General features: G+C 73.4%; 23 protein-coding genes and 1 pseudogene. 11 read left to right on the top strand and 13 right to left on the bottom strand.

Annotated elements, in window-relative coordinates; genetic code table 11:
* Positions 1-85: 85 nt before the first annotated feature.
* From purD to GCE86_RS26460, 3 genes are read left to right on the top strand one after another with little or no spacing between them, the layout of a single operon-like run.
* Entirely contained in the window at positions 86-1,333 is a 1,248-nt protein-coding gene (gene purD, locus GCE86_RS26450; RefSeq protein ID WP_154229414.1) for a phosphoribosylamine--glycine ligase, read from the top strand.
* A 50-nt stretch (positions 1,334-1,383) separates the two neighbouring features.
* Positions 1,384-1,911 (top strand): SigE family RNA polymerase sigma factor, encoded by a 528-nt coding sequence (locus GCE86_RS26455; RefSeq protein WP_420846444.1) that lies wholly within the window; start codon positions 1,384-1,386, stop codon positions 1,909-1,911.
* Entirely contained in the window at positions 1,904-2,734 is an 831-nt protein-coding gene (locus GCE86_RS26460) for a hypothetical protein (protein WP_154229415.1), read from the top strand. The genes GCE86_RS26455 and GCE86_RS26460 overlap by 8 nt, the downstream gene beginning before the upstream one ends.
* A gap of 43 nt (positions 2,735-2,777) precedes the next feature.
* Here the strand turns inward: GCE86_RS26460 and GCE86_RS26465 are convergent, their stop codons facing one another.
* From GCE86_RS26465 to GCE86_RS26475, 3 genes are all read right to left on the bottom strand, one after another.
* A complete protein-coding gene (locus GCE86_RS26465; protein WP_154229416.1) occupies positions 2,778-4,343 on the bottom strand; it encodes an AMP-binding protein in 1,566 nt (521 codons plus the stop codon).
* A gap of 182 nt (positions 4,344-4,525) precedes the next feature.
* Complete coding sequence (locus GCE86_RS26470; protein WP_154229417.1) at positions 4,526-5,740, bottom strand: acyl-CoA dehydrogenase family protein; 1,215 nt, start codon at positions 5,738-5,740, stop codon at positions 4,526-4,528.
* A gap of 1 nt (position 5,741) precedes the next feature.
* Entirely contained in the window at positions 5,742-6,194 is a 453-nt protein-coding gene (locus tag GCE86_RS26475; protein ID WP_154229418.1) for an SCP2 sterol-binding domain-containing protein, read from the bottom strand.
* Positions 6,195-6,271: 77 nt separating this feature from the next.
* On the opposite strand from GCE86_RS26475, the gene GCE86_RS26480 reads away from it, so the two are divergent.
* Positions 6,272-6,910 carry a TetR/AcrR family transcriptional regulator gene (locus tag GCE86_RS26480; RefSeq protein ID WP_208818043.1) on the top strand — a complete coding sequence of 213 codons (639 nt, stop codon included), beginning with the start codon at positions 6,272-6,274 and terminating at the stop codon, positions 6,908-6,910.
* Positions 6,911-6,915: 5 nt separating this feature from the next.
* Here the strand turns inward: GCE86_RS26480 and GCE86_RS26485 are convergent, their stop codons facing one another.
* The 7 genes and pseudogenes from GCE86_RS26485 to GCE86_RS26515 all read right to left on the bottom strand — a co-directional run bounded on the left by GCE86_RS26485 (position 6,916) and on the right by GCE86_RS26515 (position 14,119).
* Positions 6,916-7,533, bottom strand: coding sequence for a DedA family protein (locus GCE86_RS26485; RefSeq protein WP_154229420.1), 618 nt, complete (start codon positions 7,531-7,533; stop codon positions 6,916-6,918).
* A gap of 24 nt (positions 7,534-7,557) precedes the next feature.
* Positions 7,558-8,809: pseudogene (locus tag GCE86_RS26490) on the bottom strand (adenylosuccinate synthetase).
* Positions 8,806-9,762: a hypothetical protein gene (locus tag GCE86_RS26495; protein ID WP_154229421.1), complete on the bottom strand. Its 957-nt coding sequence runs from the start codon at positions 9,760-9,762 to the stop codon at positions 8,806-8,808. The pseudogene GCE86_RS26490 and the gene GCE86_RS26495 overlap by 4 nt, the downstream one beginning before the upstream one ends.
* Before the next feature lie 10 nt (positions 9,763-9,772).
* Positions 9,773-10,747 (bottom strand): protein kinase family protein, encoded by a 975-nt coding sequence (locus tag GCE86_RS26500; RefSeq protein WP_154229422.1) that lies wholly within the window; start codon positions 10,745-10,747, stop codon positions 9,773-9,775.
* A complete protein-coding gene (locus GCE86_RS26505) occupies positions 10,744-11,496 on the bottom strand; it encodes an NUDIX hydrolase (RefSeq protein ID WP_154229423.1) in 753 nt (250 codons plus the stop codon). The genes GCE86_RS26500 and GCE86_RS26505 overlap by 4 nt, the downstream gene beginning before the upstream one ends.
* Before the next feature lie 86 nt (positions 11,497-11,582).
* Positions 11,583-12,473 (bottom strand): MaoC/PaaZ C-terminal domain-containing protein, encoded by an 891-nt coding sequence (locus GCE86_RS26510; protein WP_239542228.1) that lies wholly within the window; start codon positions 12,471-12,473, stop codon positions 11,583-11,585.
* 287 nt (positions 12,474-12,760) lie between these two features.
* On the bottom strand, positions 12,761-14,119 hold the full coding sequence (locus GCE86_RS26515; RefSeq protein ID WP_154229424.1) for a 3-oxoacyl-ACP reductase: 1,359 nt from the start codon (positions 14,117-14,119) through the stop codon (positions 12,761-12,763).
* Positions 14,120-14,173: 54 nt separating this feature from the next.
* On the opposite strand from GCE86_RS26515, the gene GCE86_RS26520 reads away from it, so the two are divergent.
* The 3 genes from GCE86_RS26520 (at position 14,174) to GCE86_RS26530 (ending at position 17,443) form a co-directional block, all read left to right on the top strand.
* Positions 14,174-15,466 (top strand): acetyl-CoA C-acetyltransferase, encoded by a 1,293-nt coding sequence (locus GCE86_RS26520; protein ID WP_154229425.1) that lies wholly within the window; start codon positions 14,174-14,176, stop codon positions 15,464-15,466.
* A gap of 91 nt (positions 15,467-15,557) precedes the next feature.
* The gene (locus tag GCE86_RS26525; protein WP_154229426.1) at positions 15,558-16,073 is read left to right on the top strand and encodes a SigE family RNA polymerase sigma factor; all 516 of its coding nucleotides are present in this window, start codon (positions 15,558-15,560) and stop codon (positions 16,071-16,073) included.
* On the top strand, positions 16,070-17,443 hold the full coding sequence (locus GCE86_RS26530; protein ID WP_154229427.1) for a hypothetical protein: 1,374 nt from the start codon (positions 16,070-16,072) through the stop codon (positions 17,441-17,443). The genes GCE86_RS26525 and GCE86_RS26530 overlap by 4 nt, the downstream gene beginning before the upstream one ends.
* 52 nt (positions 17,444-17,495) lie before the next feature.
* On the opposite strand, the gene GCE86_RS26535 is transcribed toward GCE86_RS26530, so the two are convergent.
* Positions 17,496-19,808, bottom strand: a complete 2,313-nt coding sequence (locus GCE86_RS26535) for a PKD domain-containing protein (RefSeq protein ID WP_154229428.1) — start codon at positions 19,806-19,808, stop codon at positions 17,496-17,498.
* Positions 19,809-19,979: 171 nt separating this feature from the next.
* On the opposite strand from GCE86_RS26535, the gene purB reads away from it, so the two are divergent.
* Positions 19,980-21,401 carry an adenylosuccinate lyase gene (gene purB / locus GCE86_RS26540; protein WP_154229429.1) on the top strand — a complete coding sequence of 474 codons (1,422 nt, stop codon included), beginning with the start codon at positions 19,980-19,982 and terminating at the stop codon, positions 21,399-21,401.
* 7 nt (positions 21,402-21,408) lie between these two features.
* Here purB and GCE86_RS26545 read toward each other — a convergent pair whose 3' ends face one another.
* Positions 21,409-21,870, bottom strand: a complete 462-nt coding sequence (locus GCE86_RS26545) for a YbjQ family protein (protein WP_208818044.1) — start codon at positions 21,868-21,870, stop codon at positions 21,409-21,411.
* A 129-nt stretch (positions 21,871-21,999) separates the two neighbouring features.
* Positions 22,000-22,683 (bottom strand): S1 family peptidase, encoded by a 684-nt coding sequence (locus tag GCE86_RS26550; RefSeq protein ID WP_154229430.1) that lies wholly within the window; start codon positions 22,681-22,683, stop codon positions 22,000-22,002.
* A gap of 392 nt (positions 22,684-23,075) precedes the next feature.
* Between GCE86_RS26550 and purS the strand changes: the two genes are divergently transcribed.
* The 3 genes from purS (at position 23,076) to purL (ending at position 26,825) form a co-directional block, all read left to right on the top strand.
* Complete coding sequence (gene purS, locus GCE86_RS26555; protein ID WP_154229431.1) at positions 23,076-23,339, top strand: phosphoribosylformylglycinamidine synthase subunit PurS; 264 nt, start codon at positions 23,076-23,078, stop codon at positions 23,337-23,339.
* Positions 23,336-24,019, top strand: coding sequence for a phosphoribosylformylglycinamidine synthase subunit PurQ (gene purQ / locus GCE86_RS26560; protein WP_091264340.1), 684 nt, complete (start codon positions 23,336-23,338; stop codon positions 24,017-24,019). Before purS ends, purQ begins: the two co-directional genes overlap by 4 nt.
* A gap of 67 nt (positions 24,020-24,086) precedes the next feature.
* Positions 24,087-26,825, top strand: a complete 2,739-nt coding sequence (gene purL / locus GCE86_RS26565) for a phosphoribosylformylglycinamidine synthase subunit PurL (protein ID WP_154229432.1) — start codon at positions 24,087-24,089, stop codon at positions 26,823-26,825.
* The last annotated feature ends 5 nt before the right edge of the window (positions 26,826-26,830 follow it).

Consider the following 26,830-nt stretch of genomic DNA (forward strand, 5'->3'; position numbering starts at 1 on the left):
AGAGGTTTGCGTCACCGAAGCCCGGATCTGAGACGCAAACTTCTTGATCAACAAGGTGGGGTGGGGTGGTCAGTAGGATGCCGTCGTGCGGGTTCTTCTTGTGGGTGGTGGGGGGCGGGAGCATGCGCTCGCCCTCGGCCTGGCTGCCGATCCTTCCGTCGACGTGCTTGTTGCCGCTCCCGGGAATCCCGGGATCGCGGCGGTCGCCGAGGTGCGGGAGGTGAACGCCACCGATCCGGCGGCGGTCGCGGCGCTCGCCGTCGAGACCGCGGCGGACCTGGTCGTGATCGGGCCGGAGGCCCCGCTGGTCGCGGGGGTTGCCGACGCGGTGCGGGCCAAGGGCATCCCGGCGTTCGGCCCGTCGGCCGAGGCGGCCCGGCTGGAGGGCTCGAAGACGTTCGCCAAGGACGTGATGACCGCCGCCGGCGTGCCGACCGCCCGGGCGTACACCTGCACCGACGCGGAGAGCGTCGGGCGGGCGCTGGACGAGTTCGGCGCGCCGTACGTGGTGAAGAACGACGGGCTGGCCGCCGGCAAGGGCGTCGTGGTGACCGACGACCGCGCCACCGCCGAGCGGCACGCCGCGGAGTGCGGCCGGGTGGTGATCGAGGAGTACCTGGCCGGTCCCGAGGTCTCCCTCTTCGTGGTCACCGACGGCGAGGCCGCCCTGCCGCTGCTGCCCGCCCAGGACTTCAAGCGCGTCGGCGACGGCGACACCGGGCCGAACACGGGCGGCATGGGTGCGTACGCGCCGCTGCCCTGGGCCCCGCCCGGCCTGGTCGACGAGGTGATGCGTGACGTGGTGCACCCGACGCTGGCCGAGCTGCGCCGGCGGGGCGCCCCGTTCGTCGGCCTGCTCTACGTGGGCCTGGCGATCACCGCCGCCGGCCCGCGCGTGATCGAGTTCAACGCCCGCTTCGGCGATCCGGAGACGCAGGTGGTGCTCGCCCTGCTGGAGACGCCGCTGGGCGGGCTGCTGCACGCCGCCGCCACCGGCACGCTGGCCGCGCACCCGCCGCTCCGCTGGCGTGACGGCGCGGCGGTCACTGTCGTGGTGGCGGCCGAGGGCTACCCGGCGGCGCCGCGTACCGGTGATGTGATCACCGGCGCGGACCGCGCCGGGGTCATCCAGGCCGGCACCCGCCGCGACGCCGACGGCACCCTGCGCTCCGCCGGGGGCCGGGTCCTCTGCGGTACGGCCACCGGCCCCGACCTGGCCGCCGCACGGGACGCCGCCTACCAGGTGGTACGCGGCATCGAGCTGGCCGGGGCGCATCACCGCTCGGACATCGCCGGCCTGGCCATCGAGGGCCGGATCACGATTCCCGGCTGACCGGGCAACCCCGCACCTCCTCGCCGCCGTTTGAGTCGTGAGGTGAGGAGGTGGCGGGATTGCCGGCCGACATCGAGGGTTATCGCGAGTACGTCGCGGCACGCCTGGATCCGCTGCGCCGTACGGCGTACCTGTTGTGCGAGGACTGGCACACCGCCGACGACCTGGTGTCGACGGCGCTGGTGAAGCTGCTGCGGCACTGGCGGCGGGTCTCCGCGATGGACAACCCCGACGCGTACGTCCGGCGGACCCTGCTGCGGACCTGGCTGGACGAACGGCGGCGGCCGTGGCGGCGGGAGGCCGCCTGGGCCGAGGTGCCCGACCGCGCGGTGCGCGCGGCGACCGACGCGACGGCCGACCGGGTCACCATTCTCGCTCTCCTCGCCGATCTGCCCCCGCGCCGCCGGGCGGTGCTCGTGCTGCGCTACTTCTGCGATCTGTCCGTCGAGGAGACCGCGCACGAGCTGGGGTGCAGCGTCGGGACGGTGAAGAGTCAGTCCGCACGGGCCATCGAGGCGCTTCGGGGCCGCCTGGTCACCGCGCGGACCAAGCCGCGGGAGGCGGAGGAGCATGGATGAGATCGGCAACGAGTTGCGTGCGGTGGTGGCCGACCCGCCACCGACCCGGATCGACGTCGACGGGCTGATCCGCGCCGAGGGGCGCCGCCGCCGGCAGCGGACCTGGGTGTGGAGCGGTACGGGTGCGGCAGCCGCGGCGGCCGCCGTGCTGGCGGTGCCGGCCCTGGTGGTCGGCGGGGGCACTTCCCGGCCGGCGCCGGCCGGCCTGCCGAGCGCCTTTCCCGCACCCGAGGTCAGCCTCTGCACGGGCGTCAGTCCGAAGCCGAGTGGCCCGCAGCCGCCGCTCCAGTCGTACGGCACGGTTCGCGTCCGGCCCACCGAAACGCCGCTGGACGGGGTGACCCGGCTGACCGGTGCCCTGCGGGAGGCGCTGCGGGACGGGCTGCCGGCCGGTGTGCGGATCGAGTCGTTGCAGCCGGGCTGCACCGAGCCGCAGTTCCAGTTCCACCCGAGTTACCGGGAGTACGAGGCGGGTGGACGGTTGCGGCGGGGCGAGGACAGCGGGTTCCTCCTGCTTCAGATCCGGCCGACCGCCCGGGATCAGACGCCACCGAGCTGCGAGCACGCGGTGAACCCGCAGGACTGCACGGTGGTCCGCCATCCGGACGGCACGGCGACGGTCCGGAGCACGCTACCCGGGGAGCCCGGCGAGCGGCAGCTGACCGTGCTGGCGCTGCGGCCGGACGGCACCGCGGTGCTCGGCATCACGAACAACTTCCGGAGCGGCCCGGAGGGCAGCACCACCACGGCGCCGGAGCCGCTGCTCACCATGGATCAACTCGACGAGCTGGCCCGGTCGCCGGGGCTGACCCTCTACCCGTGAGACCCGGGGCGGGGTGCGCGCCCCCGCCCCGGCGTGAACCCGGTCAGCCGTAGTAGCGGCGCAGTTCGCGGCCGAGCACCTTGCCGGTGGCGTTGCGGGGCAGGTACTTCACGAACACCACGTCGCGGGGCACGGAGAACCGGGCCAGGTAGTGCCGCACGTACTCGCGGACCGCCTCCGGGTCGAGCGTCTCACCGGGGTGCAGGGCCAGGAACGCGGCGAGCCGCTGGCCGTACTCCGGGTCCGGTACGCCGATCACGGCGACCTCGCGGACCTGCGGCAGCCGGGCGATGAGATCCTCCACCTCGGACGGGAAGACGTTCTCCCCACCGGATACGATCATGTCGTCGGCCCGCCCGTCGACGAAGAGCAGCCCGTCGGCGTTCATCCGGCCCAGGTCGCCGGTGTCGAGCAGGCCGTCGCGGCTCTCCCGGCCGGCGCCCGTGGTGTATCCCTCGAAGAGCATCTCGTTGCCCACGAAGATACGGCCCACCCGGCCGTCCCGGACCGGTTCGCCGGCGTCGTCCACGATCTCCAGCCGGGTGCCGTGCGGCGGGCGGCCCGCCGTGGTGGGGGCCGCGCGCAGTTCCGCCGGGCTGGCGATGGAGGCCCAGGAGACCTCGGTGGAGCCGTAGAGGTTGTGCAGGACGTCGCCGAAGCGGTCCATGAACGCGGTGGCCAGGCCGCCGGGCAGCGCGGAGCCGCTCACCGCGACCACCTTGAGCGGCGGCCGGGGCTCGGGCGCTGGCACCTCCATGAGCCGTTGCAGCATGACGGGTACGGCGAAGAGCGCGTCACAGGGCTGCCCCGCCAGGGCGGCCAGCGTGGCGGCCGGGTCGAACCGGCGGTGCAGCACGATCGTGGCGCGCAGCGCGAACGACACCTGGAGGGCGGCGTACCCCCAGGTGTGGAAGATCGGCGCGGCGATCAGCACGGTGTCGTGCACGTGCAGCGGGATCCGGTCGATGATGGACACCAGCGGGCCGAAGCCGTGCGGCGTGGGCCGGCGCGCGCCCTTGGGCGCGCCGGTGGTCCCGGAGGTGAGCACGATGGTGCGGCCGTCCCGCTCCGGCGGCTGGAGCTGGTCACCGGGCAGCGCGCCGGCGATCAGCTCCTCCTGGCGGCGCTCGTCGACCCGGTGCAGGTCGGCGGGGAGACCGAGGATCCGCTCGGCGAACTCGGCGTCGTGCACGAGCACGCGCAGGCCCTGCTCCTCGGCCACGGTGGCGAGCTGGGCGGCGGAGAGGCCGGTGTTGACGAGCACGGCGTCCGCGCCGAGCAGCATGGCGGCCACGACGGCCTCGATGAGGCCGTGGTGGTTGCGGCAGAGCACGCCCACCCGGTCGCCGGCCTGCACGCCGAGCCCGGCGCGCAGCGACCGGGCCAGCCGCTCCGACCGGTCCAGCAGCTCCTGGTAGGTCAGCGAGGCGCCGTGCTCGTCGACGACGGCGGTACGCCCCGGGTCGCGCGCGGCGGCCTGGCGCAGCTCTCCGGCCAGGCTCCAGCCCCACCGGCGCAGGGCATTCAGCTGGGAGGCCACCCGGATGGGGCGGCCCGGGTTGAGCAGTCCGCGTCGGGTCAGCGTGGCGACGATGAACGGCAGGTCCAAGTCGCAACCCTCCTTCGCGTTCGTGTTCTCCCGATCATGCACCCGGGGCGGCGCCGGGCCCAGCCCACGTGGTCACGTGCCCAGCCTGCGGAATGCGAAGCGCGGTCCGGCGGCCCGACCCGCGACGGCGGTACGCCCGGCACGGCGGTGCCGTCGCGGGTCGGGTCGGGGTCCGCCGGCGATCAGCGGATCTGCATGCCGGAGATGGCCCGGGAGATGACCAGCCGCTGGATCTCGGAAGTGCCCTCGAAGATGGTGTAGATCTTGGCGTCCCGGTACCACCGCTCGACCGGGTGGTCGCGCAGGAAGCCGGCCCCGCCGAGGAGCTGGACGGCACGGTCGGTCACGGAGACGGCCACCTCGCCGGCCTTGAGCTTGGACATCGAGCCCTCGCCCGCGGTGAACGGCCGGTTGTTGCGGCCCATCCAGGACGCCCGCCAGACCAGCAGCCGGGCCGCGTCGATCTCCATCTTCATGTCGGCCAGCGTGAACGCGACCGCCTGGTTCTCGATGATCGGCCGGCCGAACTGGACCCGCTCCTTGGCGTAGTCGAGGGCGTACTCGTACGCGGCGCGGGCCACGCCGAGCGCCTGCGCGCCGACGGTCGGGCGGGACAGTTCGAAGGTGCGCATGGCCGCCTGGCCGGAGGCGCGCTGGCCCGTGCGGGCCCGCGCCAGCCGCTCGTCGAGCGCCTCCTTGCCGCCGAGCAGGCAGCGCCCCGGAACCCGTACGTCGTCGAGGAAGACGTCGGCGGTGTGCGAGGCGCGCAGCCCGAGCTTGCGCAGCTTGCGGGTGGCGGTGAGCCCCGGCGTGCCGGGCGGCACGACGAACGCGGCCTGCCCGCGCGAGCCCAGGTCGGGCTCGACCGAGGCGGTGACCACGTGCACGCCCGCGATGCCGCCGTTGGTGGCGTACGCCTTCTGCCCGTTGAGCACCCACTCGTCGGTGGCCGCGTCGTAGACCGCCCGGGTCCGCATCGACCCGACGTCGGAACCGGCCTCCGGCTCGGTGGTGCAGAACGCGGCGACGGCCGGCTGGTCGACGTCGCCGAAGCACTGCGGCACCCACTCGACGAGCTGGTCGGGGGTGCCGGCGCCGTAGATGGCGGCCACGGCCAGCGAGGTGCCGAAGATGCTCAGGCCGATGCCGGCGTCACCCCAGAACAGCTCCTCGCTGGCGATCGGCAGGGAGAGCCCGGTGGGGTCGGCCCAGCAGGTGGCGAGGAACTCGAAGCCGTACAGGCCGACCTTCGCGGCCTCCTGGATGATCGGCCAGGGAGTCTCCTCCCGGGCGTCCCACTCGGCCGCGGCCGGGCGCACGACCTCGGCCGCGAAGCCGTGCACCCAGTCGCGAAGGTCCCGCTGTTCCTCGTTCAGGTCGAGCGAGAACTCGGCCATCTCAGGCCTTGGGGATGTCGAACAGGTTGGCGATGTTGGCGGCGAGGCCCAGGTCGCCCTTCGCCTTCAGCTTGCCGGTCATGAACATCATGACCGGGTTGCCGCCACCCGAGACGATCTTCAGGAACTCGACCGGGCCCATGGTGAGGCTGAGCTTCGGGTCCCGGGTGGGGGTCTCCGAGACGGTGCAGGTGCCGTTCTCGATGACGATCTCGTAGGTGTCGGTGCCACCGTCGGGACGGCCGGTGATGTTCCAGTGGATGACCGCGTTGGTCGAGCCGGCCCGGTCGGCCCGGAACAGCGACGGCATCCGGTTGAAGACCTCGCTCAAGATCTTGCCGCGCAGGTCGCCGGACATGATCTCGGCGATCTTGTCGTCGGGGGTGGACTTGACCAGCTGCGCGAACTCCTTCGGGCCGACGTTCGCGAAGTTGGCCGGGTCGAAGTCACTCATGGGGGATGCACCTCTCGGGCGAGCCGACTTTGGTTACTCTGGCGTAACCCTACGCACGAGTAGGTATGCTCGCAAGGGTGTCCAGCACACCGACCTTCAAGCGCCTACCCCGCGCCGTGCGCGAGCAGCAGATGCTCGACGCGGCGGTGAAGGTGTTCTCCCGCCGGGGCTTCCACGCGGCCAGCATGGACGAGATCGCCGACGACGCCGGCATCTCGAAGCCGATGGTCTACGCGTACCTGGGCACCAAGGAGGAACTCTTCGTCGCCTGCCTGCACCGCGAAGGCACCCGGATGATGGAGGCCATCGCCGGGGCGGCCGCGCCCGACCTGCCCGCCGACGAGCGGCTCTGGCGCGGGCTGCGCGCGTTCTTCGGCTTCGTCGGCGCGCACCGGGACGGCTGGGCCGTCCTCTACCGACAGGCCCGTGGCGAGCAGCCGTTCGCCGCCGAGCTGGCCACCATGCGCGGCCGGCTCGTCGAGGTGGTCGCCGGGATGCTCGACCACGCCCTGCGCGCCAAGGGCCGCGAGGTCGGCGCCACCGACCTGGAGGTCGTCGCGTACGCCCTGGTGGGCGCGACCGAGTCGCTGGCGGACTGGCTGGCCGACCACCCGGAGGCGGACCCGGAGAAGACCGCGACCCGGATGATGAACGTGGCCTGGCTGGGCGCTGACCAGCTGCTGCGCGGCGTCACCTGGCATCCCCGCACCTCCTGACGCGGTCAACGGCCGGCGGTGGCGCGGGCGCGGGCGCGGCGGCGGGCCCAGCGGACGACCTCGAACAGGCCGGTGACCGCCACCGAGAGACCGACGCCGGCGAGCAGGCCCTGGACGGGGTTGTGCTCGAAGGCCAGCCCGCCGAAGTAGCCGAGCAGGCCGCAGTAGATGCCCCAGGTGCCGCAGGCCAGCGCGTCGTACATGAGGAAGGAGCGGTACGGGTAGCGGACCGCGCCCATGGTCAGGGTGACGGCGGTGCGGCCGCCCGGGACGTACCGGGAGGTCGTCAGGATGATCCCGCCGCGCCGGTCGACCGCCCGCCGGGCCCACTCCGAACCGGCCCGGCGGCGGCTGTCGACGGGCAGCCGGGCCAGCCGGTGGGCGCCGCCGCCGCGCCCGATGGCGTACGAGATGTGGTCGCCCGCGAACGCGCCGAACGCGGCGGCCACGATCACCCCGACCACGTTCGGCTCCCCGCCGGCCGCGAAGACCCCGGCGGTGATCGCCACGGTCTCGCCCGGCACGGCTGGGAAGAACGCGTCGACCGCGGTGACCGTGATGATCACCAAGTACACCCACGGTGAGGTCACCGTCTGGTGCAGCAGGTCGACCACATCCCCCATGTCCCCATGCTCGGTGGTGGGGTGTCAGCGGGGTGCGGAAACGGCTCCGGCGAGGGCCGGGACCTTGTCCTCGGCGGTCGGCCCGTACGAGGTGAGCAGCACCTGCGTGTCCAGCTCGGCCGCCACCGCGGCCGGCCAGTCGGTGGGCGCCTCGTCGAGCACCGGGCGGGCCCGGAGCAGCCGCGCGGTCAGGGCGGCCTGGCGGTCCAGGTCGCCGGCCGGCCCGGGGACGAGCCGGTCGGCGGTGTCGTAGCGGCGGCAGATCCGCAGGGCCGGACCGGCCAGGTCGAGGTGGGTGAGGGCGAGCCCGTCCACGCCGCCGGCCACCTCCAGCGCGTAGCGGTGGGCCACCGCGTCGAAGTGGCCGAACCGGAACCGGCCCTGCCACGGATTGGCCGGGTTGCGCGGGTCGGCGAACGGCAGCGCCGGGTCCTCGGTGACCAGCGGCCCGGGGCCGTGCCGGGTGGTGGTCACCCGCAGTACGCCGAGCCGTTGCGCGGTGCCCGCCAGCCCGGCCTCGGCGAGCAGCGCCTCGGCGTTGGCGAAGGTGGTGGTGCTCCACGTCGTGTACGGGTGGAAGCCGTGCCACTCGTCCAGCAGCACCCCCTGGGCGCCCTCGAAGACGCAGGTGCCCGCCCGCAGGGCGCCGGACAGCCACGCCCGGTCGACGATCGCCACCCGGCCGGCGAAGGCGGCGTACGCGGGCAGGCAGTCCTCCACCGGCGGGGCGTCCAGCGGGCCCAGTTCGGCGGTGAGCCGGTCCCGCAGCGCGCTGAGCCGGCGGCGCAGCACCCCCGGGCGGTGGCAGTCCGCCACCCGGGGCGCCTCGTCGGGGTGGGCGAGGCCGTACGCGACCGCCTCGCCCACCCCCAGCCCGCAGGAGCCGTGCCGGTCGGCTCCCCGGGCGATCTCCCGCGCCCGGTTGGCGGCCCGGTGGTACGGGGTGGCCAGCAGCGCCTCCCCGTCCACGGTCAGCCGGTCGAGCGCGTCGGGCACCCCGGCCGCCGCGAGGGTGGTCGGCCTCGGCGGCCAGCGCCAGCGGGTCCACCACCACGTGCCGCGACAGGTGCGTACGGACCCCGGGGCGGAACGTCCCGGCGCCGAACTGCGCGAACGTGTGATGTCGTCCGTCGCGCAGCACGACGTTGTGCGCCGCCTGCGCGCCCCCGTTGAACCGGACCACCGTGTGCACCGGCCGGCTCGCGCAGAGCCAGTCGACGACGGTGCCCTTGCCGGCGTCGCCGTAGCCGAGGTCGACCACCATCACGTGTCTCACAGCCGGGTGACCCCGCCGCCGTCGGTCGGGGTGAACGGCAGCGTGGCCACCGCGCGCCGGTCGCCCCCGAGCCGGGCGAGCGCCCGGGAGACGGTGCGGCCGGCCGTCGACCCGGCCCGGTCCAGGTCGCGCAGCCCGGCGTCCAGGTCGATGGCCTGTTCGCCGAGGCCGACGGTGAGCGCGATGGTCTCGCAGACCGCGTCGAGGTCGTCCAGTTCGACGGCGTGCTGCCCGAGCAGGTCGCGCCAGAAGTCGAGCACCTTGCGGCTGCCCGCGTACGCGCTGCCGGCCGGGAGCAGGTAGTAGGTGTCCCAGCGCCGGGTCACCTCGTCGACGATCTGCCGCAGCGGCACGTCCTCACGCAGGTCGTCGCCGATCAGCCGGGCCACCTGCCGCCGGTCCACCCGGGGGTACGCCAGCTCGTCGCCGATGAGGAACAGGTAGCCGCGCCGCCCCCGCTTCGCCCAGCTGTCGGTGACCGTGTGCCGGGCCATGAAGTAGAGGGCCAGCTCGTACGACTCGGTCATCTGGCCGCCACCACCGCCCTCCAGCACGATCCGGCCGAGGTCGTCGTCCATCCGGTTGTCGGACTCGAACTGGCCGACCTGCAACGGCACACGGTCGCAGGTGGCGTCGCCGATCGCGCCGAACAGGATCTGCGGGTCGCGGGCGTACCCCTGGCGGAGCAGCAGGCCGAGCAGCTGCGGCAGCTTGCTCTGGAGCACCCGGGGCACGTGGCCCATCGACCCGGTCACGTCGAAGAGCACCGCGATGGGCGTCGACTGCGGGTGCTCGGCCGAGTCGCGGCTCTCCCGGAGAGCGTCGCGCGGGTCGAGCGCGGGGTGCACGGTCCGCGCCCCGCTGTCGCTGTAGGAGAAGGCGCTCGCGCCGGTGGCCCGCCGGTAGCGGTCGGCGGCGTCGTACACGTCGGTGGACCAGATTCCGCTGCCCATGGCAGCCTCCCTAGGGATTGAGGGTGAAGGGGCGGAAGGTGCGGGGGCCGAAGAGGCGGTCCAGCACCTCGTCGAGTTCGCCGAGCAGCCGCCACGCGTCGTCGGGACGCGCGGCCGGCTTCGGGCGGCGGCAGCCGGCCGCGAAGGCGCGCAGCTCGCGCGGGGCCCGGTCGGCCATCAACCAGGTCATGCAGTGGGCGGCCATGGCCAGGTCGGTGCCCGGGCCGGCGGGCCGCCGGGCGGTCACCTCGGCCGGGTACCAGTCCTCGTGGCCGGGAACCAGCGCCGGGACGGTCGCGCCGGGCTCGGCCGAGAAGCACCAGTCGACCAGGACCACGCCGTGCGCGTCCGGCTCGATGAGCACGTGCCGGGGGAGCACCGCGCCGTGCACCACCCCGGCGCGGTGGGCCAGGCCGAGGGCGACCAGCAGCCGCCGCCACATCCAGGCCGCGTCGCGCGGGTCCAGCCCGTCGGGGTACGCCCTGCGCACCTCGTCGAGGCTGTGCAGCCCGGGTGCCGCGGCCACCACGTTGACCAGCCGTTCCGCCCCGGTCGCCGGGTCGCGGACGGGCAGGTGGTCGACGAGCCGGGGCACGTACGGCAGGTGGCGCGGGTCGCCCCGCTCGGCGATCCGCCGCAGGGCGCGCGCCTCGCGGGCCATGAGGTCGTTGTCGGCCGGATCGCGGGGCAGCTTGAGCAGCCGGTCCCGCCCGACGTCGTGGAGATCGGCCAGGTCACCGGCGTACGCGATGCGGTGCAGGGTGTAGTCGCCGAGGCGGGTGCCCCGGCCGCCCCGCCAGCGGGCGGTCACCGTCCGGAGCGCGTCGGAGGCGGCGGCGCGTACCCCGGGGTCGACCGCGCCCAGCCGGTCGGGGTGCAGGGCCGTGACCAGCTCGCGGTAGCGGCGGGCCGGCGCGTCGGTGCCGAACAGGTCGGCGTCCCCCCGCGCGGCGGCGACCAGCCGGATCGCCTCCTCGGTCCTCACCGCACCGTCTCCTCCCGGGCGGGGCGCAGCAGCGCCGGGTGGAGGAGCCGGGCGTCGCCGGCCCGGTAGAGCTTCGCCCGGGGGCCGCCGCGCGACCCGCCGCGTTCGGTGCTGGCGCCGGTGCTCTCCACGAAGCCCGGCACGGAGAGCACCTTGCGATGGAAGTTGCCGGCGTGCAGCGGGTGCCCCCAGACCGTCTCGTAGACGGCGCGCAACTCGGTGATGGTGAACTCGGGCGCCAGGAAGCGGGTGGCCAGCGGCGTGTACTCCAGCTTGGACCGGGCGCGCTCCAGGCCGTCGTCGATGATCCGGCCGTGGTCGAAGGCCAGCTGCCGGCTGGTCAGCGCGGTCACCGGCAGCCAGATCGCCTCGTCGGCGTCGGTGTCGGCGACCGGGTCGGGCAGGTCGGGGGCGAAGGCCAGGTGGGCCACCGAGACCACCCGCATGCGGGGGTCCCGGTCGGGCCCGCCGTAGGTGGCGAGCTGTTCCAGGTGGACGCGACGCAACCGCTCGCCGCCGAGCCCGGTCTCCTCGGCCAGCTCGCGCCGGGCGCCGGCGGCCAGGTCCTCGTCGGGGCGGACGAAGCCGCCGGGCAGCGCCCAGTGGCCCGCGTAGGGCGGGGCGGCCCGGCGGATCAGCAGCAGGTGCAGCGCGCCGTCGCGGATGGTCAGCGCCACCACGTCGACGGTGACGGCGACCGCCGGATAGTCCCGGGGGTCGTAGGCGGCGAGAAAGTCCTGCTCGTTCACGGCGTCCTGTCTCTGTCATCTTGAGAACAACTCAATCTGAGAACAACTTAGCGCACGAAAGAGGGGGCTTCAAGCCCCCTCTTTCCTCAGCGGACGGTGCCCACCAGGTGCGGCCGCCCCTGCCGCGCGTCGTGCAGCGCGAAATCCCAGGTCGCGCCCGTGGCGGTGGCGCTGAAGGCCACCGTGGACGGCAGCGGCACCGGCAGCTTGAACGCCACCTCGACCGTGTAGGACTCCGGCAGCCGGCTCTCCAGCGCGGCCAGGCAGCGCGCCTTGCTCCACATGCCGTGGGCGATCGGGCGTGAAAAGCCGAACAGCCGAGCGCCCAGCCGCGAGGTGTGGATCGGGTTGTGGTCACCGGAGACCCGCGCGTAGTCGGTGCCCACCCGGGGAGTCACCCGCCAGTGCGCCGACGCGGCCGGCGCGCTCGGGCGGTCACCCGCGTCGCGCCGCGGACCACCGCCGGCCGCGCGCTCCCTCCCGAGGTACGTCGAGACGCCCCGCCAGACCTCCTCCCCGCCGACCGAGCCCACCAGCACCACGTCGAGCTGCCGGCCCCGCTCGTGCGGGCGAAGGTTCTCGGCGTACGTGCGGAAATCCACCGTCTCGCCGACCTCGACCGGCCGGTGCACGGTGATCCGGTTCGCCACGTGCACCACCCCGGTCAACGGGATGGGGAACTCCGGCGCCGTCATCAGCCGCAGCGACAGCGGAAAGCCCAGCACGTGCAGGTACGTCGCGGGCAGCCGGTCGGCCAGCCGGAACCCGCACACCCGGTCGTAGTCGGCCAGGTGGGCCGGGTCGACCGGCACCCCGGCGACGCCCAGCTCGACCGCCGGCACGTCCGGCCGCCGCCGGCCGCCCCTGCCGGGCAGCGCCCCCAGCAGGGCCCGCCGGTAGAGCGCCCCCGGCGCCGGCAGCCGCGGCAGGTCGAGACGCAGGCGGCCGTCCGGCCCGGTGCGCTCCGGGGCCGTCAGGGTGGCCGCGCCGCCCGACGTGACCGCCGCGGCCGCGGCGGACAGGTCCCGCGTGCGGTCGTCGGCCAGCGCGGACAGGTCCCGCGTGCGGTCGTCGGCCAGCGCGGACAGGTCCTGGGTGTGGTCCTCAGCCAGCGCGGACAGGTCCTGGGTGGCCTCCACCGGCGCGACGTCCCGGGCGGCGAGCGCCGCGCGGGCCGAGGTGAGGTCCTGCGTCGGCCCCTCGATCAGCTCGTGCACCGACAGCTCCTCGGCCGGCTCCTCCGGCCGCTGCTTCCGCCGCGCCATCACGCCCCCAGCAGGCTCTGGCCGCAGACCCGGACCACGTTGCCGCTGACCGCGCCGCTCGCCGGCCAGGACAGCCAGCCGATCGTCTCGGCCACGTCCAACGGCAGGCCGCCCTGGGCCATGCTGTTCATCCGCCGGCCCGCCTCGCGGATCATCAGCGGGATCCGGGCGGTCAGCCGGGTCTCGATGAAACCGGGTGCGACCGCGTTGAGGCTGATGCCCCGCTCGCGCAGCACCGGGGCGAGGGAGTCGACCAGGCCGATCACCCCGGCCTTGCTCGTCGCGTAGTTGGTCTGGCCCCGGTTGCCGGCGATGCCGGCGATCGAGGAGACCGAGACGATCCGGCCACCGGCCGGGATGAGGTCCCGCTCCAGCAGCACGTCGTTGATCCGCTCCTGGCTGGAGAGGTTCACGTCGATCACCGAGTCCCAGCGGTCGGCGTCCATCCGGCCGAGCGTCTTGTCCCGGGTGATGCCCGCATTGTGCACCACCACGTCGACCCGCCCGTGCCGGCTCGCCAGATGCTGCGCCAGGCGGGTCGGGGCGTCCGGCGCGGTCAGGTCGAGCTGCACCGCACTGCCGCCGATCTCGTTGGCGACGGCGGCCAGCTCGTCCCCGGCCGCCGGGATGTCCAGCGCGACGACCGTGGCGCCGTCCCGCGCGAGCACCCGGGCCAGCGCCGCGCCGATGCCGCGGGCCGCCCCGGTGACCAGGACGACCTGACCGTCCAGCGGCCGGTCCCAGTCGGCCGGCGCGGCGGCCGTCCCGGCACCGACCCGGATCACCTGCCCGGAGACGTACGCGGACCGGCCGCTGAGCAGGAAGCGCAGGGTGGACTCCAGGCTCACCGGGGTGCCCGCGTCGGCGTCCTTCGTGACGTACACGAGCTGCGCGGTCACGCCCCGGCCGAACTCCTTGCCGATGCTGCGGGTCAGCCCCTCCAGCGCCCGCTGGGCGGTCGCCTCCCGGGGCGAGCCGCACTCGGCCGGCGGGGTGCCCAGCACGATCACCCGGCCGCTGGGCAGCAGCGCCCGGGCCTGCGGGTGGAAGAAGTCGTAGAGCTGGCGCAGGCCGGTGGAGTCGCTGATGCCGCTGGCGTCGTACACCAGGGCCGCGAAGCGGGCGGCGGCGTCGGTGGCGGCGGCCGGGTCGACCAGCTCGACCCCGGCGGCGGTCAGGACCTTGCCGACCGGCTCGGCGAGCCGGCCGCCGGACGACGACCCGAGCAGGACCGGCCCGGGAACCAGCGGGTCGCCCGGCGTGTGCCGGCGCAGGCGGGGCGGGTCGGGCAGCCCGAGGCGCTTGACCAGCGTGCGGCCGGCCCCCGTTTGGACGAAGCTCGCGTACCTGTCGGTCATAGGCGTAGCCTACTGGCGAGTAGGGTTCGGGCAACAGTTTCGAGGAGGCCGATCGTGCAGAGTGTCCGGCGGGTCGCGGTGATCGGCGGCAACCGCATCCCCTTCGCCCGTTCCAACTCGCGCTACGCCCACGCGTCCAACGCGGACATGCTCGGTGCGGCGCTGGACGGGCTGGTCGCCCGGTTCGGGCTGGCCGGGCAGCGGGTCGGCGAGGTGGTGGCCGGCGCCGTGCTCAAGCACTCCCGGGACTTCAACCTCACCCGCGAGGTCGTACTCGGTTCCCGGCTCGACCCGCACACCCCGGCGTACGACATCCAGCAGGCCTGCGGCACCGGGCTGGAGGCCGCCATCCTGGTCGCCAACAAGATCGCCCTCGGGCAGATCGACGTCGGCATCGCCGGCGGCGTCGACACCACCTCCGACGCGCCGCTGGCCGTCAACGAGGACCTGCGCCGGACCCTCATCCAGCTCAACTCGGCCCGCACCCTCGGCGAGCGGCTGAAGCTCGCCGCCAAGCTCCGCCCGCTCCAGCCGTTCAAGCCGGAGATCCCGCGCAACGCCGAGCCGCGCACCGGGCTGTCGATGGGCGACCACGCCGCGAAGACCGCGCTCAGCTGGAACGTCGACCGGCAGGCCCAGGACGAGCTGGCACTCCGCTCGCACCAGCGGCTCGCCGCGGCGTACGAGAAGGGGTTCTTCGACGACCTCATGACCCCCTACCTGGGGCTCACCCGGGACCAGAACCTGCGCGCGGACACCAGCCTGGAGAAGCTCGGCTCGCTGAAGCCGGTCTTCGGGACCAAGGGGCCGGACGCCGAGCGGGCCACCATGACGGCGGGCAACTCCTCGCCCCTGACCGACGGCGCGTCGACGGTGCTGCTCGCGTCGGAGGAGTGGGCGCGCGAGCACCACCTGCCGGTGCTGGCCTGGTTCTCCTGGTCGGAGACGGCGGCCGTCGACTTCGTGCACGGCGACGAGGGCCTGCTCATGGCCCCCGCCTACGCGGTGCCCCGGATGCTGGCCCGGGCCGGGCTGACCCTCCAGGACTTCGACTACTACGAGATCCACGAGGCGTTCGCCTCGCAGGTGCTCGCCACCCTGGCCGCCTGGGAGTCGCCGGAGTTCTGCAAGGAGCGCCTCGGCCTCGACGCGCCGCTCGGGTCGATCGACCGGGACAAGCTCAACGTCAACGGCTCCTCGCTGGCCGCCGGGCACCCGTTCGCGGCCACCGGCGGCCGGATCGTGGCGACCCTGGCCAAGCTGCTCGACCAGAAGGGGAGCGGGCGCGGGCTCATCTCCATCTGCGCGGCCGGTGGGCAGGGCGTGACCGCGATCCTGGAGCGCTGACGCCGACGCCCGCCCGGGCGACGATCCGAGGCAACCCCGGCCGTGGCCTCCTCCGTCACCTGGGCATGAGGCGAGCGAGAGGCACCGGACCGTGAACCGGGCCGACGAGGACGAGTACCGGCAGTTCGTCGCCGTGCGGCTGGAGCCGCTGCGCCGCACGGCGTACCTGCTCTGCCGGGACTGGCACACCGCCGACGACCTGGTGTCCATCACGGTCGGCAAGCTCTACCGGCACTGGCGGCGGGTGCGCGCCGCGGAGAACGTCGACGCGTACGTCCGGGCCGTCCTGACCCACGCCTGGCTGGACGAGCGGCGGCGGCCCTGGCGGCGCGAACGGAGCACCGACGAACTGCCCGAGCAGGCCGACCTGGTCCTGCCGGAGCCGACGCTGGCCGACCGGGAGATGCTGCTGGACCTGTTGGGCCAACTGCCGCCCCGGCGCCGGGCGGTGCTCGTGCTCCGCTTCTACTGCGACATGTCCGTGGAGGAGACCGCCGACATCCTGGGCATCAGCGCCGGGACGGTGAAGAGCCAGGCCGCCCGCGGACTCGATGCGCTGCGCCTGCTGATGACCGGCACCTCGTCGGCCCGGGGGGAGCTGTCATGACGTACCAGCAGCTGTTCGACGACCTGATCGGCGAGTCCCCGGTCTCCACCGTGGACGTGGAGCGGGTGATCGGCCGGCAGCGCCGGGCCCGCCGGCTGCGGATCGGCGCGGGGACCACCGCGGTCGCGGCGGCGGTGGTCGCGGTGGTCGTCGGTGCCAGCTCCCTCTTCGGTACGCCGCACGCCGCGCCCGCCCCGGTCACCACCCGCTCGCCCGCCCCCGACCGCTCCCCGACCTCGACGGACACCGTCGTGGCCGGCAGCGCCGAGGACCTGGCGCGGGTGCGGGACGCGGTGACCGACGGACTGCGTCGGGAGCTTCCCGAGCTGGCCTGGATCACTGGGATCGCGGGAAAGGACAGTCCGAAGCCGGTGATCAGCGATCAGACCGCCCGCGGCGGGGCGGGCGTGTACCGCCGGGTCGGCCTCTGGTTCCGGATCGGCCAGCGCGCCGGGCGGCTGTCGGTCCAGCTCAACCGGAACGGCGCGGAGGTCTGGGCGAATCGACCGCCGTGTCCCACGCGAGGGTTGGCCGCTCGTGAGTGCACCTCGACCGAGCGCCCGGACGGGACGAAGATCCGCTCCCGGCGGCTGATGAGGTTCTTCGATGACACGGGCCGGTTGGCGCCCAAGGTCCTCGACGGCCGGGAGGTCGAGGTGTTACGGCCGGACGGCACCCTGATCTCGATATGGACGCAGGGCGTCAGCGACGTGACCACACCCGATCTCCTGGTCCGGCTGGCTCTCGCCCCCGACCTCGTGTTCCCCCCGCTCGGGGCGGACCCCGACGTGAACCTGATCCATCCCCAGAACGACGAGCACTACGAGATCGTCTCGCAGGATGTGCCGACCATCGCGCTCGGCCAAGCGGTCGCTGACGTGTCGCCGGGCGGGCTCACCTTTCTGCAGGGAGTCCGGGGGGCGACCCCCACCGGACCGGCGGGGCACTGGATGTGGTTCGGATTGCAACGGGGCGGCCTGCGGGGCGAGGGTGAGATCCGGATTCACCGGTTGCCGTTCGAGCTCAGCTGCGACAACCTCGCCGACCTGAGTCGCGACCAGCACTCCGGGCATGCGCACAGCGGGCAGTGCGCGGCGACGGTAGGGGCGGACGGCAACCGGTTGATCACCTTGCTGGACGAGGCGGGCAGTGGGATCACCTACAGCGTGTTCGTCCAGCGTCGGGACGGCGTGCTGGTCGAGGCGCTGGTCACCAACCGGATGGGGTGGATCGTCCCGCCGATGCCCGGTGGAGAAGGCGATGCCTGGCGGGCGATCCGCAACGCCGGGGACGGGCCTGCTCCGCCGTTGAGCCCGGACCAGCTCGCCGCGCTGGCCACGCACCCCGACCTGCTCGGCCTGCTGCCCTGACGGCAACGCCCGCCCGGATCATCGGATCCGGGCGGGCGTCCTGCTTCTTCGTTCAGCCGCCGAGGGTGAACTTCTCCCAGGGGCCGATCGCGGTGCGGTTGGCGATGAGCGGTTTGGCGCCCGCGCTGTCGGCGGTGACGTAGCGGTTGTTGACGGCCGCCTTGAGGCTGACCGTGCCGTCGGTGTTGCGCACGAGGGTGAACGTCTCCCAGGCGCCGGCGCTGAGCCGGTTGGCGATCAGCGGCTTGGTGCCGGTGCCGTCCGCGCAGACGAAGCGGTTGTTCGCGCGGGCGAAGACGGCGATCCGGCCGTTGCCGAGGTCGACCAGGTCGAACCGTTCCCAGGCGCCGACGCTGGTCCGGTTGGCGATCAGCGGCCTGGCGCCGCCGCTCTCGGCGGTCACGTACCGGCTGTTGGCGCCGGCCTTGACCGAGCGGTTCGCATCGGCGACGTTCACCCGGTAGAACTTCTCCCGCGCGCCGATCGTGGTGGCTGTCGCGGTCAACGGGGCCGTGGTCGACGGTGCGCTCAGGTACGTGTCTCCGAGAGCGCGGAGGCTGATCGTCCCGTCCGTGTTCACGAGCAGGCGGAACCAGCCGGTCGTGTCGACCGACGTGCCGTTGGGGATGAGCGAGCTGCTGCTGGTCACGTACCGGCCGGTGGCCCGCGAGAAGAGGGCAACCCGCCCCGTGCCGATGTCGGCCAGGTCGAACTGGGTGCTCGCACCCGGCGCGGCCTGGTCGGCGATCAGCCTGCTGTCGGCGGTCGCCGCCCCCACGTAGCGCAGGCCGGACATCGCGAGCAGTGCGATCGTCCCGGTGCGCCGCGCCACCGTGACGCTCTGGGTGCCGGTGCTCGAGCGGCCGTCGCTGCCGGACACCTTCACCGACACGGTGTAGGTGCCCGTGGACGTGTAGCGGTGCGAGGCGACGGGGGTGGCCTGGGTGACGAGCGTGCCGTCGCCGAAGTCGAACTGGTACTCACTGATCGGCACGAAGCCCGGCTTCGACGCCGAGGCGTCGAGCTTCACCGTGCTGGTGCCGAGGTCCAGGCCGACGGTGAACGCGGCCCCGGGCGGGCGGATGTACTCGGTCGAACCCCGGTCGGCGTACGTGACCGGACCGGCGCCGGTGTTCGGCACCGTGGGGTCGTCACCACGCGCGGCGCCCAACCGGTCGGTGGCCTGGTAGCCCGGAGCGGCGGAGTTCGCCGAGTCGTAGTTGTCCGTCACGGCACCGGTGTTCAGGTCGTGCGTCGCCTGGCCGGAGGCGGTACGGAACTGGTCCATGGTCAACGGGGTGTTCCACGCGTACATCACCGGCGCCGGGTCGGTGCCGTGGTACGCGTTGTTGTAGTCGACCACGGTGTCCTTGACGGCATCGCCGTAGACCCCGAGCTCCAGTCCTCCGGTGGCGGACGGGTCGCAGTTCGTCCGCCCGAAGTACCCGTTCATCCGCAGCACGTTGTTCTGCACGGAGACCCGGGTGGAGTTCCCGTCGACCCGGATGCCGTCGAGGCAGCGGCTCTGCACGGTGTTGTTGGTGATCGCGGTGCCGGTCGCGCCGCTGTTGCGGATGCCGAGGCCGGCGCCGCTGTTGATGACGTTGTTGACCACCACGTTGTCGGCCGCGCCCGGCTCGATCGCGATCGCCGTACCGGTGAAGCCGCTGACCTGGCTGTTGATGATCGTGTTGGCCGATCCGTGGACCTGGATGCCCTGGCTGTTCGCGACGGAGTCGTACTTCAAGGAGCTCGCCACGATCGAGTTGACGACGGTGACGCCCCGGGTGGCGGCGTCCATGGTCAGGCCGGCGACCGCCGTCGGCGCGGCGACCGTGGACTGCTTGAGGAACGAGGCGGTGACCGCCGACAGTCGGACGGCGGGCGTGGAGGCGCCGGTGGCCATGAGGACGTTGACACCGCTGGTCGTGATGGCCGACGAAGCGCGGAGGTCCAGGCCGGGCTCGCTGGACGCCCCCTCGACGCGCAGGTTCGAGATCGTGATGTCGTGCTGGCCGTCGATCACCACGCCTGCGGTCGCGCCGGACAACGTGACCGTCCCGTTGGTGGTGGAGCCCTGGACGTGGATCGGACTGTCCGGCGTACCGGAGCTGGCGATGGTCACCCGCTCGGGGTAGGTGCCGACGCCGATGTCGACGGTCTGCCCCGCGGTGACCTTGGCGGCGGCGGGTCTGATGGAACAGAACGGCTGGGCCAGCGTGCCCGGCCCGGTGTCGGAGCAGGCGCTGGAGAGTTGCCGGACGTAGAGGGTGCCGTCGGCTGCCTGGGCGGGGGCGGCGGTGGCCAGCGAAGTGCCGCCGGCCAGCGCAAGTGCGGTGAGGCCGGCGAGGGAGGCTGTGCGCATGTGTCGTCCTGCGGTGCGGAAGATGGATCCGGGTCTGTTCCCGAAGTCAGATGGATAGAGGATCCGCCACCTGTCCGCCTGCCGGTGCCCCGCGGAACAAATCGGGCATCATTCCTCCGGTCCCGTCGGGCCGGTCGGAGCGCCGGCCGGCAGGTACGGGAGAATGGGGCCGTGACGATCCCGAACGTGCTCGCCAACCGCTACGCCTCGCCCGAGCTGGTGGCCCTGTGGTCGCCCGAGGAGAAGGTACGCATGGAGCGGCGGCTCTGGCTCGCCGTGCTCAAGGCCCAGCGGGACCTCGGCGTGCCGGTGCCGGACGGGGTGGTCGAGGCGTACGAGCGGGTGGTCGACGACGTGGACCTGGCCTCGATCGCCGAGCGCGAGCGGGTCACGCGGCACGACGTGAAGGCCCGGATCGAGGAGTTCAGCGCCCTCGCCGGCCACGAGCACGTGCACAAGGGGATGACCTCCCGGGACCTCACGGAGAACGTCGAGCAGCTCCAGGTCCGGGCCTCGCTGGAGCTGGTCCGGGACCGGGTGGTCGCCACCCTGGTCCGGCTCGCCTGGCACGCCCACGAGTACTCCGGTCTGGTGCTGACCGGCCGGTCGCACAACGTCGCCGCGCAGGCCACCACGCTGGGCAAGCGCTTCGCGTCCGCCGCCGAGGAGCTGCTCATCGCGTACGAGCGGCTGACCGACCTGATCGACCGCTACCCGCTGCGCGGCATCAAAGGGCCGGTGGGCACCGCCGCCGACCAGCTCGACCTCTTCGACGGCGACGCCGGCAAGGTGGCCGATCTGGAGCGCCGGGTCGCCGAGCACCTGGGCTTCCGCCGGGTGCTGGACAGCGTCGGCCAGGTCTACCCGCGTTCGCTGGACTTCGACGTGCTCTCCGCGCTGGCCCAGGTCGCGGCGGCGCCGTCGTCGCTGGCCACCACGATCCGGCTCATGGTCGGCCAGGAGCTGGTCACCGAGGGCTTCAAGCCCGGCCAGGTGGGCTCCAGCGCGATGCCGCACAAGATGAACACCCGCTCGTCCGAGCGGGTGAACGGCTTCGCGGTGATCATCCGGGGCTACCTGTCGATGGTCGGCGAGCTGGCCGGCGACCAGTGGAACGAGGGGGACGTCTCCTGCTCGGTGGTCCGCCGGGTGGCCCTGCCGGACGCCTTCTTCGCCGCCGACGGGCTGTTCCAGACGTTCCTCACCGTGCTGGACGAGTTCGGGCCGTACCCGGCGGTGATCAACCGCGAGCTGGAGCGTTTCCTGCCCTTCCTGGCCACCACGAAGATCCTGGTCGCGGCGGTGCGCCGGGGCGTCGGCCGGGAGGTCGCGCACGAGGTGATCAAGGAGCACGCGGTCGCCGTGGCGCTGGCCATGCGGGAGAAGGGCGCCGCCGAGAACGACCTGTTCGACCGTCTCGCCGCGGATGGCCGGCTCGGCCTGACCCGGGCCGAGATCGACGCCCTGGTCGCCGACCGCAACGCCTTCGTGGGCGCCGCCGGAGCGCAGGTCGACCGGGTGACCGCCCGCATCGCCAAGATCGTCGAAGCCCACCCCGAGGCCGCCGCCTACTCTCCGCCGCCCATCCTCTGACCCGGGTTCAGGAGCCCGGGGTGGGGGTCTCGGCGGCGGACTGGAGGTTCGGGGCGCTGGCCGGTTCGGCGATGCCGCCGGGCGCCGCGGTGATCTCCGGCTCGTGGGCGGTCTCGGCCGCGATCATCGGCTGGTCCGGCGGCATGATGTCGGGCGTCTTGGGTACGACGATCACCGCCGTCCCGTACGCGCAGATCTCCATCCACATCTCGCCGCAGTCCCGGCTGTCGAAGCGCATGCCGATCACGGCGTTCGCGCCGAGCCGCATGGCCTCCTCGCCGAGCCGGGCCACCGAGTCGGTACGCCAGCGGGTGAGGTTGTCCGGCGCCATCGGGTCGTAGGCGCCGCCGCGCAGGTTCTTGACGCCCTCGCGGTAGGGGTTGCGGGTCCGCGCCATCGAGGAGACCACTTCGCCGAGGATCTGGCGGATCTCGTAGCCGGGCAGTTGATCCGTCGTCACGACCAGCACGGTTCCGATGCTGTCAGCCTCCGGGCGGCCGGTTCGTGAGCCGTGTTCACCTGATCGGATGCTGCAAAACGGCGCGGCGCGGACGGTCGGGGTGCCACCGACCCATCCGCGCCGCGCCGGCGCTAACCGTCAGACACCGGCCACCGAGGTGATCCAGGACCGGTTGTACGCGACACTGCCGTAATTCTGGATGCTGGAGCCGTCGGCCGTGGAGGCGACGCCGACCTGGCGGCCGTTGTAGAACTGCGGGCCGCCCGAGTCGCCCCGCCAGGCGTTGCCGTTGATCCGGGTGCTGCGGATGGCCTGGCCGCCGTAGGCGTCGGTGGCGTTGGTGCTGGTCACCTGCACGCTGGCGGTCTTGAGCTGGGGCGACGCTCCGCAGCCGCTGTAGCAGGTCATGCCCCAGCCGTAGATCGAGTTGGTGGAGCCGACCGGCGGGTTGCTGCTGGCCAACGTCACGGTCGAGGTGCTGACCGCGCTGGAGAGGCGCAGCAGGGCCAGGTCGTAGCGGGTGTAGGAGGCGCTCACCGTGCGGGTGACCCCGCCCGAGGCGTAGTAGACGCTGCCGACCCGGACCGACATCGAGCCGCTCACGCAGTGCCGGGCGGTGAGCACCCACTGGGACGCGATCACGCTGCCGGAACAGGTGAACGACCCGTTGCTGAACACGGCGGCGGCCCAGGGTGCGGACGAGACGGTGCTGCCGCCGATGATCGGCTGCGGGCCTGCGGGCGCGGCGGTGGCGCCGGAGGCGGTGGCGAGCACGCCGGCGAGGGTGGTGGTCAGTACGGCGAGCAGGGGACGGAGACGCATGCGGGGCACTCCTTTAGCATCGACATCTGACGATGCATGCTAAGGGCCGGTCGATGTCCGTCACAAGACGTCAATCGAAATTCACCGATCGATTCAGCCGGTCGGGGCGGCCCGGGCGGCCACCTGTCGGAAACCGGTCCCGCCGTGCGGTCCGTGCAGCAAAATGCCTGGTGGGGGACCTGCCGTCGGAGCCTGCCGGCCGTCCCGGGCAACGAATTCGTATCGACGCCGCAACGAACGCGTATCGGCCGTCGATGCGGGCGGCCGGTTACGCCGATCACTGCCCCGCCCGGCACCGGCCGGTGCGGGTGGAGCGGTATCTGCCAGGTAGGCTGGCTGCGCTCGCCCGTTGTGGGCCGGCACCCAACTGCGTACACAGTCAGGAGTGCCCCGTGCCTCGCGTCGTCGTCGACGTCATGCTCAAGCCCGAGATCCTCGATCCTCAGGGCCAGGCCGTCGCAAACGCGCTGCCCCGGCTCGGCGTCAGTGACGTCGCCTCGGTCCGGATCGGCAGGCGGATCGAGATCGAGTTCACCGGTGAACCGGACCTGGACCGGGCCCGGGAGATCGCCGACAAGCTGCTCGCGAACCCGGTCATCGAGGACTTCACGGTCCGCCTGGCCGAGGCCGACGAGACCGCGGACGCGCGCTCGTGACCGCGCGGGTCGGTGTGGTGACGTTCCCCGGCTCGCTCGACGACGGGGACGCGGCCCGGGCCGTCCGGATCGCCGGCGCCGAACCGGTCCGGCTCTGGCACGGCGACCCGGACCTGCACGGCGTCGACGCGGTGGTCCTGCCCGGCGGCTTCTCCTACGGTGACTACCTGCGCTGCGGCGCGATCGCCCGGTTCGCCCCGGTGATGGGCTCGATCGTCGACGCCGCCCGCGGCGGCCTGCCGGTGCTCGGCATCTGCAACGGCTTCCAGATCCTGTGCGAGGCCCACCTGCTGCCCGGCGCGCTCACCCGCAACCAGCACCTGCACTTCCGCAACCGGGACCAGGTGCTGCGGATCGAGGCCGTCGGCACTGCCTGGACCAACGCGTTCCAGCCCGGCCAGGAGGTGCTCATCCCGGTCAAGAACGGCGAGGGCTGCTACGTGGCGGACCCGGCGACGCTCGACCGGCTGGAGGCCGAGGGGCGCGTGGTCGCCCGCTACGTCGGCGGCAACCCCAACGGGTCGCAGCGCGACATCGCCGCGATCACCAACGAGGCCGGCAACGTGGTCGGCATCATGCCGCATCCCGAGCACGCGGTGGAGGCGCTCACCGGCCCCTCCCTGGACGGTCTCGGCTTCTTCACCTCGGTGCTGAAGCACCTGGTGGGAGCCCCGGCGTGACCGTGCGCGACGGGATCATTGGTCGGCTCACCCGCCGCCACGGCGGCGAGCGCAGCGAGGAGAGGTCATGACCACCCATCCGGACCCGGCCCTGCGGGAGACGCCGGGCGTGGTGCCGCAGGCCGGCCCGGCCGACGACTGGGCCAGCGGCGTGGACACCGTGCCCCGTGCCGCCGGCACCTCCGAGGAACTCCAGCCGTACGCCGAGCTGGGCCTCCGCGACGACGAGTACGACCGGATCCGGCACATCCTCGGCCGCCGGCCCACCCAGTCCGAGCTGGCCATGTACTCGATCATGTGGAGCGAGCACTGCTCCTACAAGTCGAGCAAGGTGCACCTGCGCCAGTTCGGTGAGAAGGCGCCGCCGAGCGACCGGCTGCTGGCCGGCATCGGCGAGAACGCCGGCGTGGTCCAGGTCTCCGACGAGCTGGCCGTGACCTTCAAGGTCGAGTCGCACAACCACCCGAGCTTCGTCGAGCCGTACCAGGGCGCGGCGACCGGCGTCGGCGGCATCGTCCGGGACATCCTCGCCATGGGCGCCCGCCCGGTCGCCGTCATGGACCCGCTGCGCTTCGGCGCGGCCGACCACCCGGACACCGCCCGGGTGCTGCCCGGCGTGGTGGCCGGCGTCGGCGGCTACGGCAACTGCCTCGGCCTGCCCAACATCGGCGGCGAGGTGGTCTTCGACCCCTGCTACCAGGGCAACCCGCTGGTCAACGCGCTCTGCCTCGGCGTGCTGCCGGTCGACCGGCTCCAGAAGAAGGACGCCACCGGCCCCGGCAACATCGTGGTGCTCATGGGCGCCAAGACCGGCCGGGACGGCATCGGCGGCGTGTCCGTGCTGGCCAGCGCCACCTTCGACGAGGGCAGCGAGCAGCGCCGCCCGTCCGTGCAGGTGGGCGACCCGTTCATGGAGAAGCTGCTCATCGAGGCGTGCCTGGAGCTCTACGACGCCGAACTGGTCGTCGGCATCCAGGACCTCGGCGGCGCCGGCCTGACCTGCGCGCTCACCGAGACCGCCGCCTCCGCCGGCACCGGCATGCGGGTCTGGCTGGAGCGGGTGCCGCTGCGCGAGCCCTCGATGGAGCCGCACGAGATCCTGGCCAGCGAGTCCCAGGAGCGGATGCTGCTGGTCGTCTCCCCGGACAAGCTGGACGCGGTGCTCAAGACCGCCGAGAAGTGGGGCGTCTGGGCCACCGCCATCGGCGAGGTCACCGCACCGTCGCCGGACGGCCAGCCGGGCCGGTTGGTGATCACCTGGCGCGACCAGCTCGTGGTGGACGTGCCGCCGGGCTCGCTGGTCGACGACGGGCCGGTCTACGCCCGCCCCATGCGCGAGCCGGCCGACCTCATCCTGCTCCAGGCCGACCGGGCCGAGACGCTGCCCCGGCCGAGCGACCCGGAGGCGCTGCGGGAGACGCTGCTCCGCATGATCGCGTCGCCGAACCTGGCCGACAAGACCTGGGTCACCGAGCAGTACGACCGCTACGTGCTGGGCAACACCGTGCTCGCGCAGCCGGAGGACTCCGGCGTGATCCGGATCGACGAGCGGACCGGCCTGGGCGTCGCCCTCTCCGTCGACGGCAACGGCCGGTACGCGCGCCTCGACCCGTACCACGGGACGAAGCTCGCGCTGGCCGAGGCGTACCGGAACGTGGCGGTGACCGGTGCGAAGCCGATCGCCGTGACCAACTGCCTCAACTTCGGCTCGCCGGAGGACCCGGCCGTCATGTGGCAGTTCGCCGAGGCCGTGCGCGGCCTGGCGGACGGCTGCCTGGAGCTGGGCATCCCGGTGACCGGCGGCAACGTCAGCTTCTACAACCAGACCGGCGCGGCGGCCATCCACCCGACCCCCGTGGTCGGCGTGCTGGGCGTGCTGGACAACGTCGCCGAGCGGGTGCCCATGGGCTTCGTACCGCGGCCGGCCGGTGACCACGACCAGCTCTTCCTCCTGGGTGAGACGCACGTCGAGCTCTCCGGCTCGGAGTGGGCCTGGGTGACCCACGAGCACCTGGGCGGCATCCCGCCGCAGGTCGACCTGGCCCGCGAGCGCCAGCTCGCCGAGCTGCTCGCCGAGGCGGCCCGGGTCGGGCACCTCAGCTCCGCGCACGACCTCTCCGACGGTGGTCTGGCGCAGAGCCTGGTCGAGTCCAGCCTGCGGCGCGGCGTCGGTGCCCGCGTCGTGCTGCCGGAGCAGTTCGCCGGCGGGTCGATGCCGTTCGTCTTCCTGTTCAGCGAGTCCGCCGGCCGCGTGCTGGTGTCGGTGCCGCGCGGGCACGAGAAGGCGTTCACCGCCCTCTGCGCCGAGCGCGGGGTGCCGTGGGAGTTCATCGGGGTCACCGACCCGGCCGGCGGCGCCCTGGAGGTGCACGGCCAGTTCCGGATCGGCCTCGACGAGCTGCGCGAGGCGCACACCGGCACCCTGCCGCGCCTCTTCGGCGGCGCGGAGGCGGCCCGGGTGGAGGTGGAGGCGACCCGCACCGGGACCACCACCGTCCTGCCGGCCACCGCCGAGCAGCCGATCGACGTCGACCCGGCCGAGGTGGCATCCGAGCCGATCGCCCAGGCCGGCGCCGCTCCGGCGGCGACCGGGGCCGAGGCGACCGGGTCCGCGGACGTCGCGGACGCTCCGGTGACCGACGACGCCCCGGCGGACGAGGCTTCGGCGGACGAGGCACTGGTGGACGAGGCTCCGGCGGACGCCGACGCCGCGACCGAGGCTGACGCTCCCGAGGCCGCCGAGCCGGACGACTCCGCGACGGCCACCGGCGACCCGGACCAGCGCCCCGCCACGGACCAGCGCTGAGGCCC

Origin of the sequence: Micromonospora terminaliae (genome assembly GCF_009671205.1) — a bacterium.
In the GTDB taxonomy this organism is placed as follows: domain Bacteria; phylum Actinomycetota; class Actinomycetes; order Mycobacteriales; family Micromonosporaceae; genus Micromonospora; species Micromonospora terminaliae.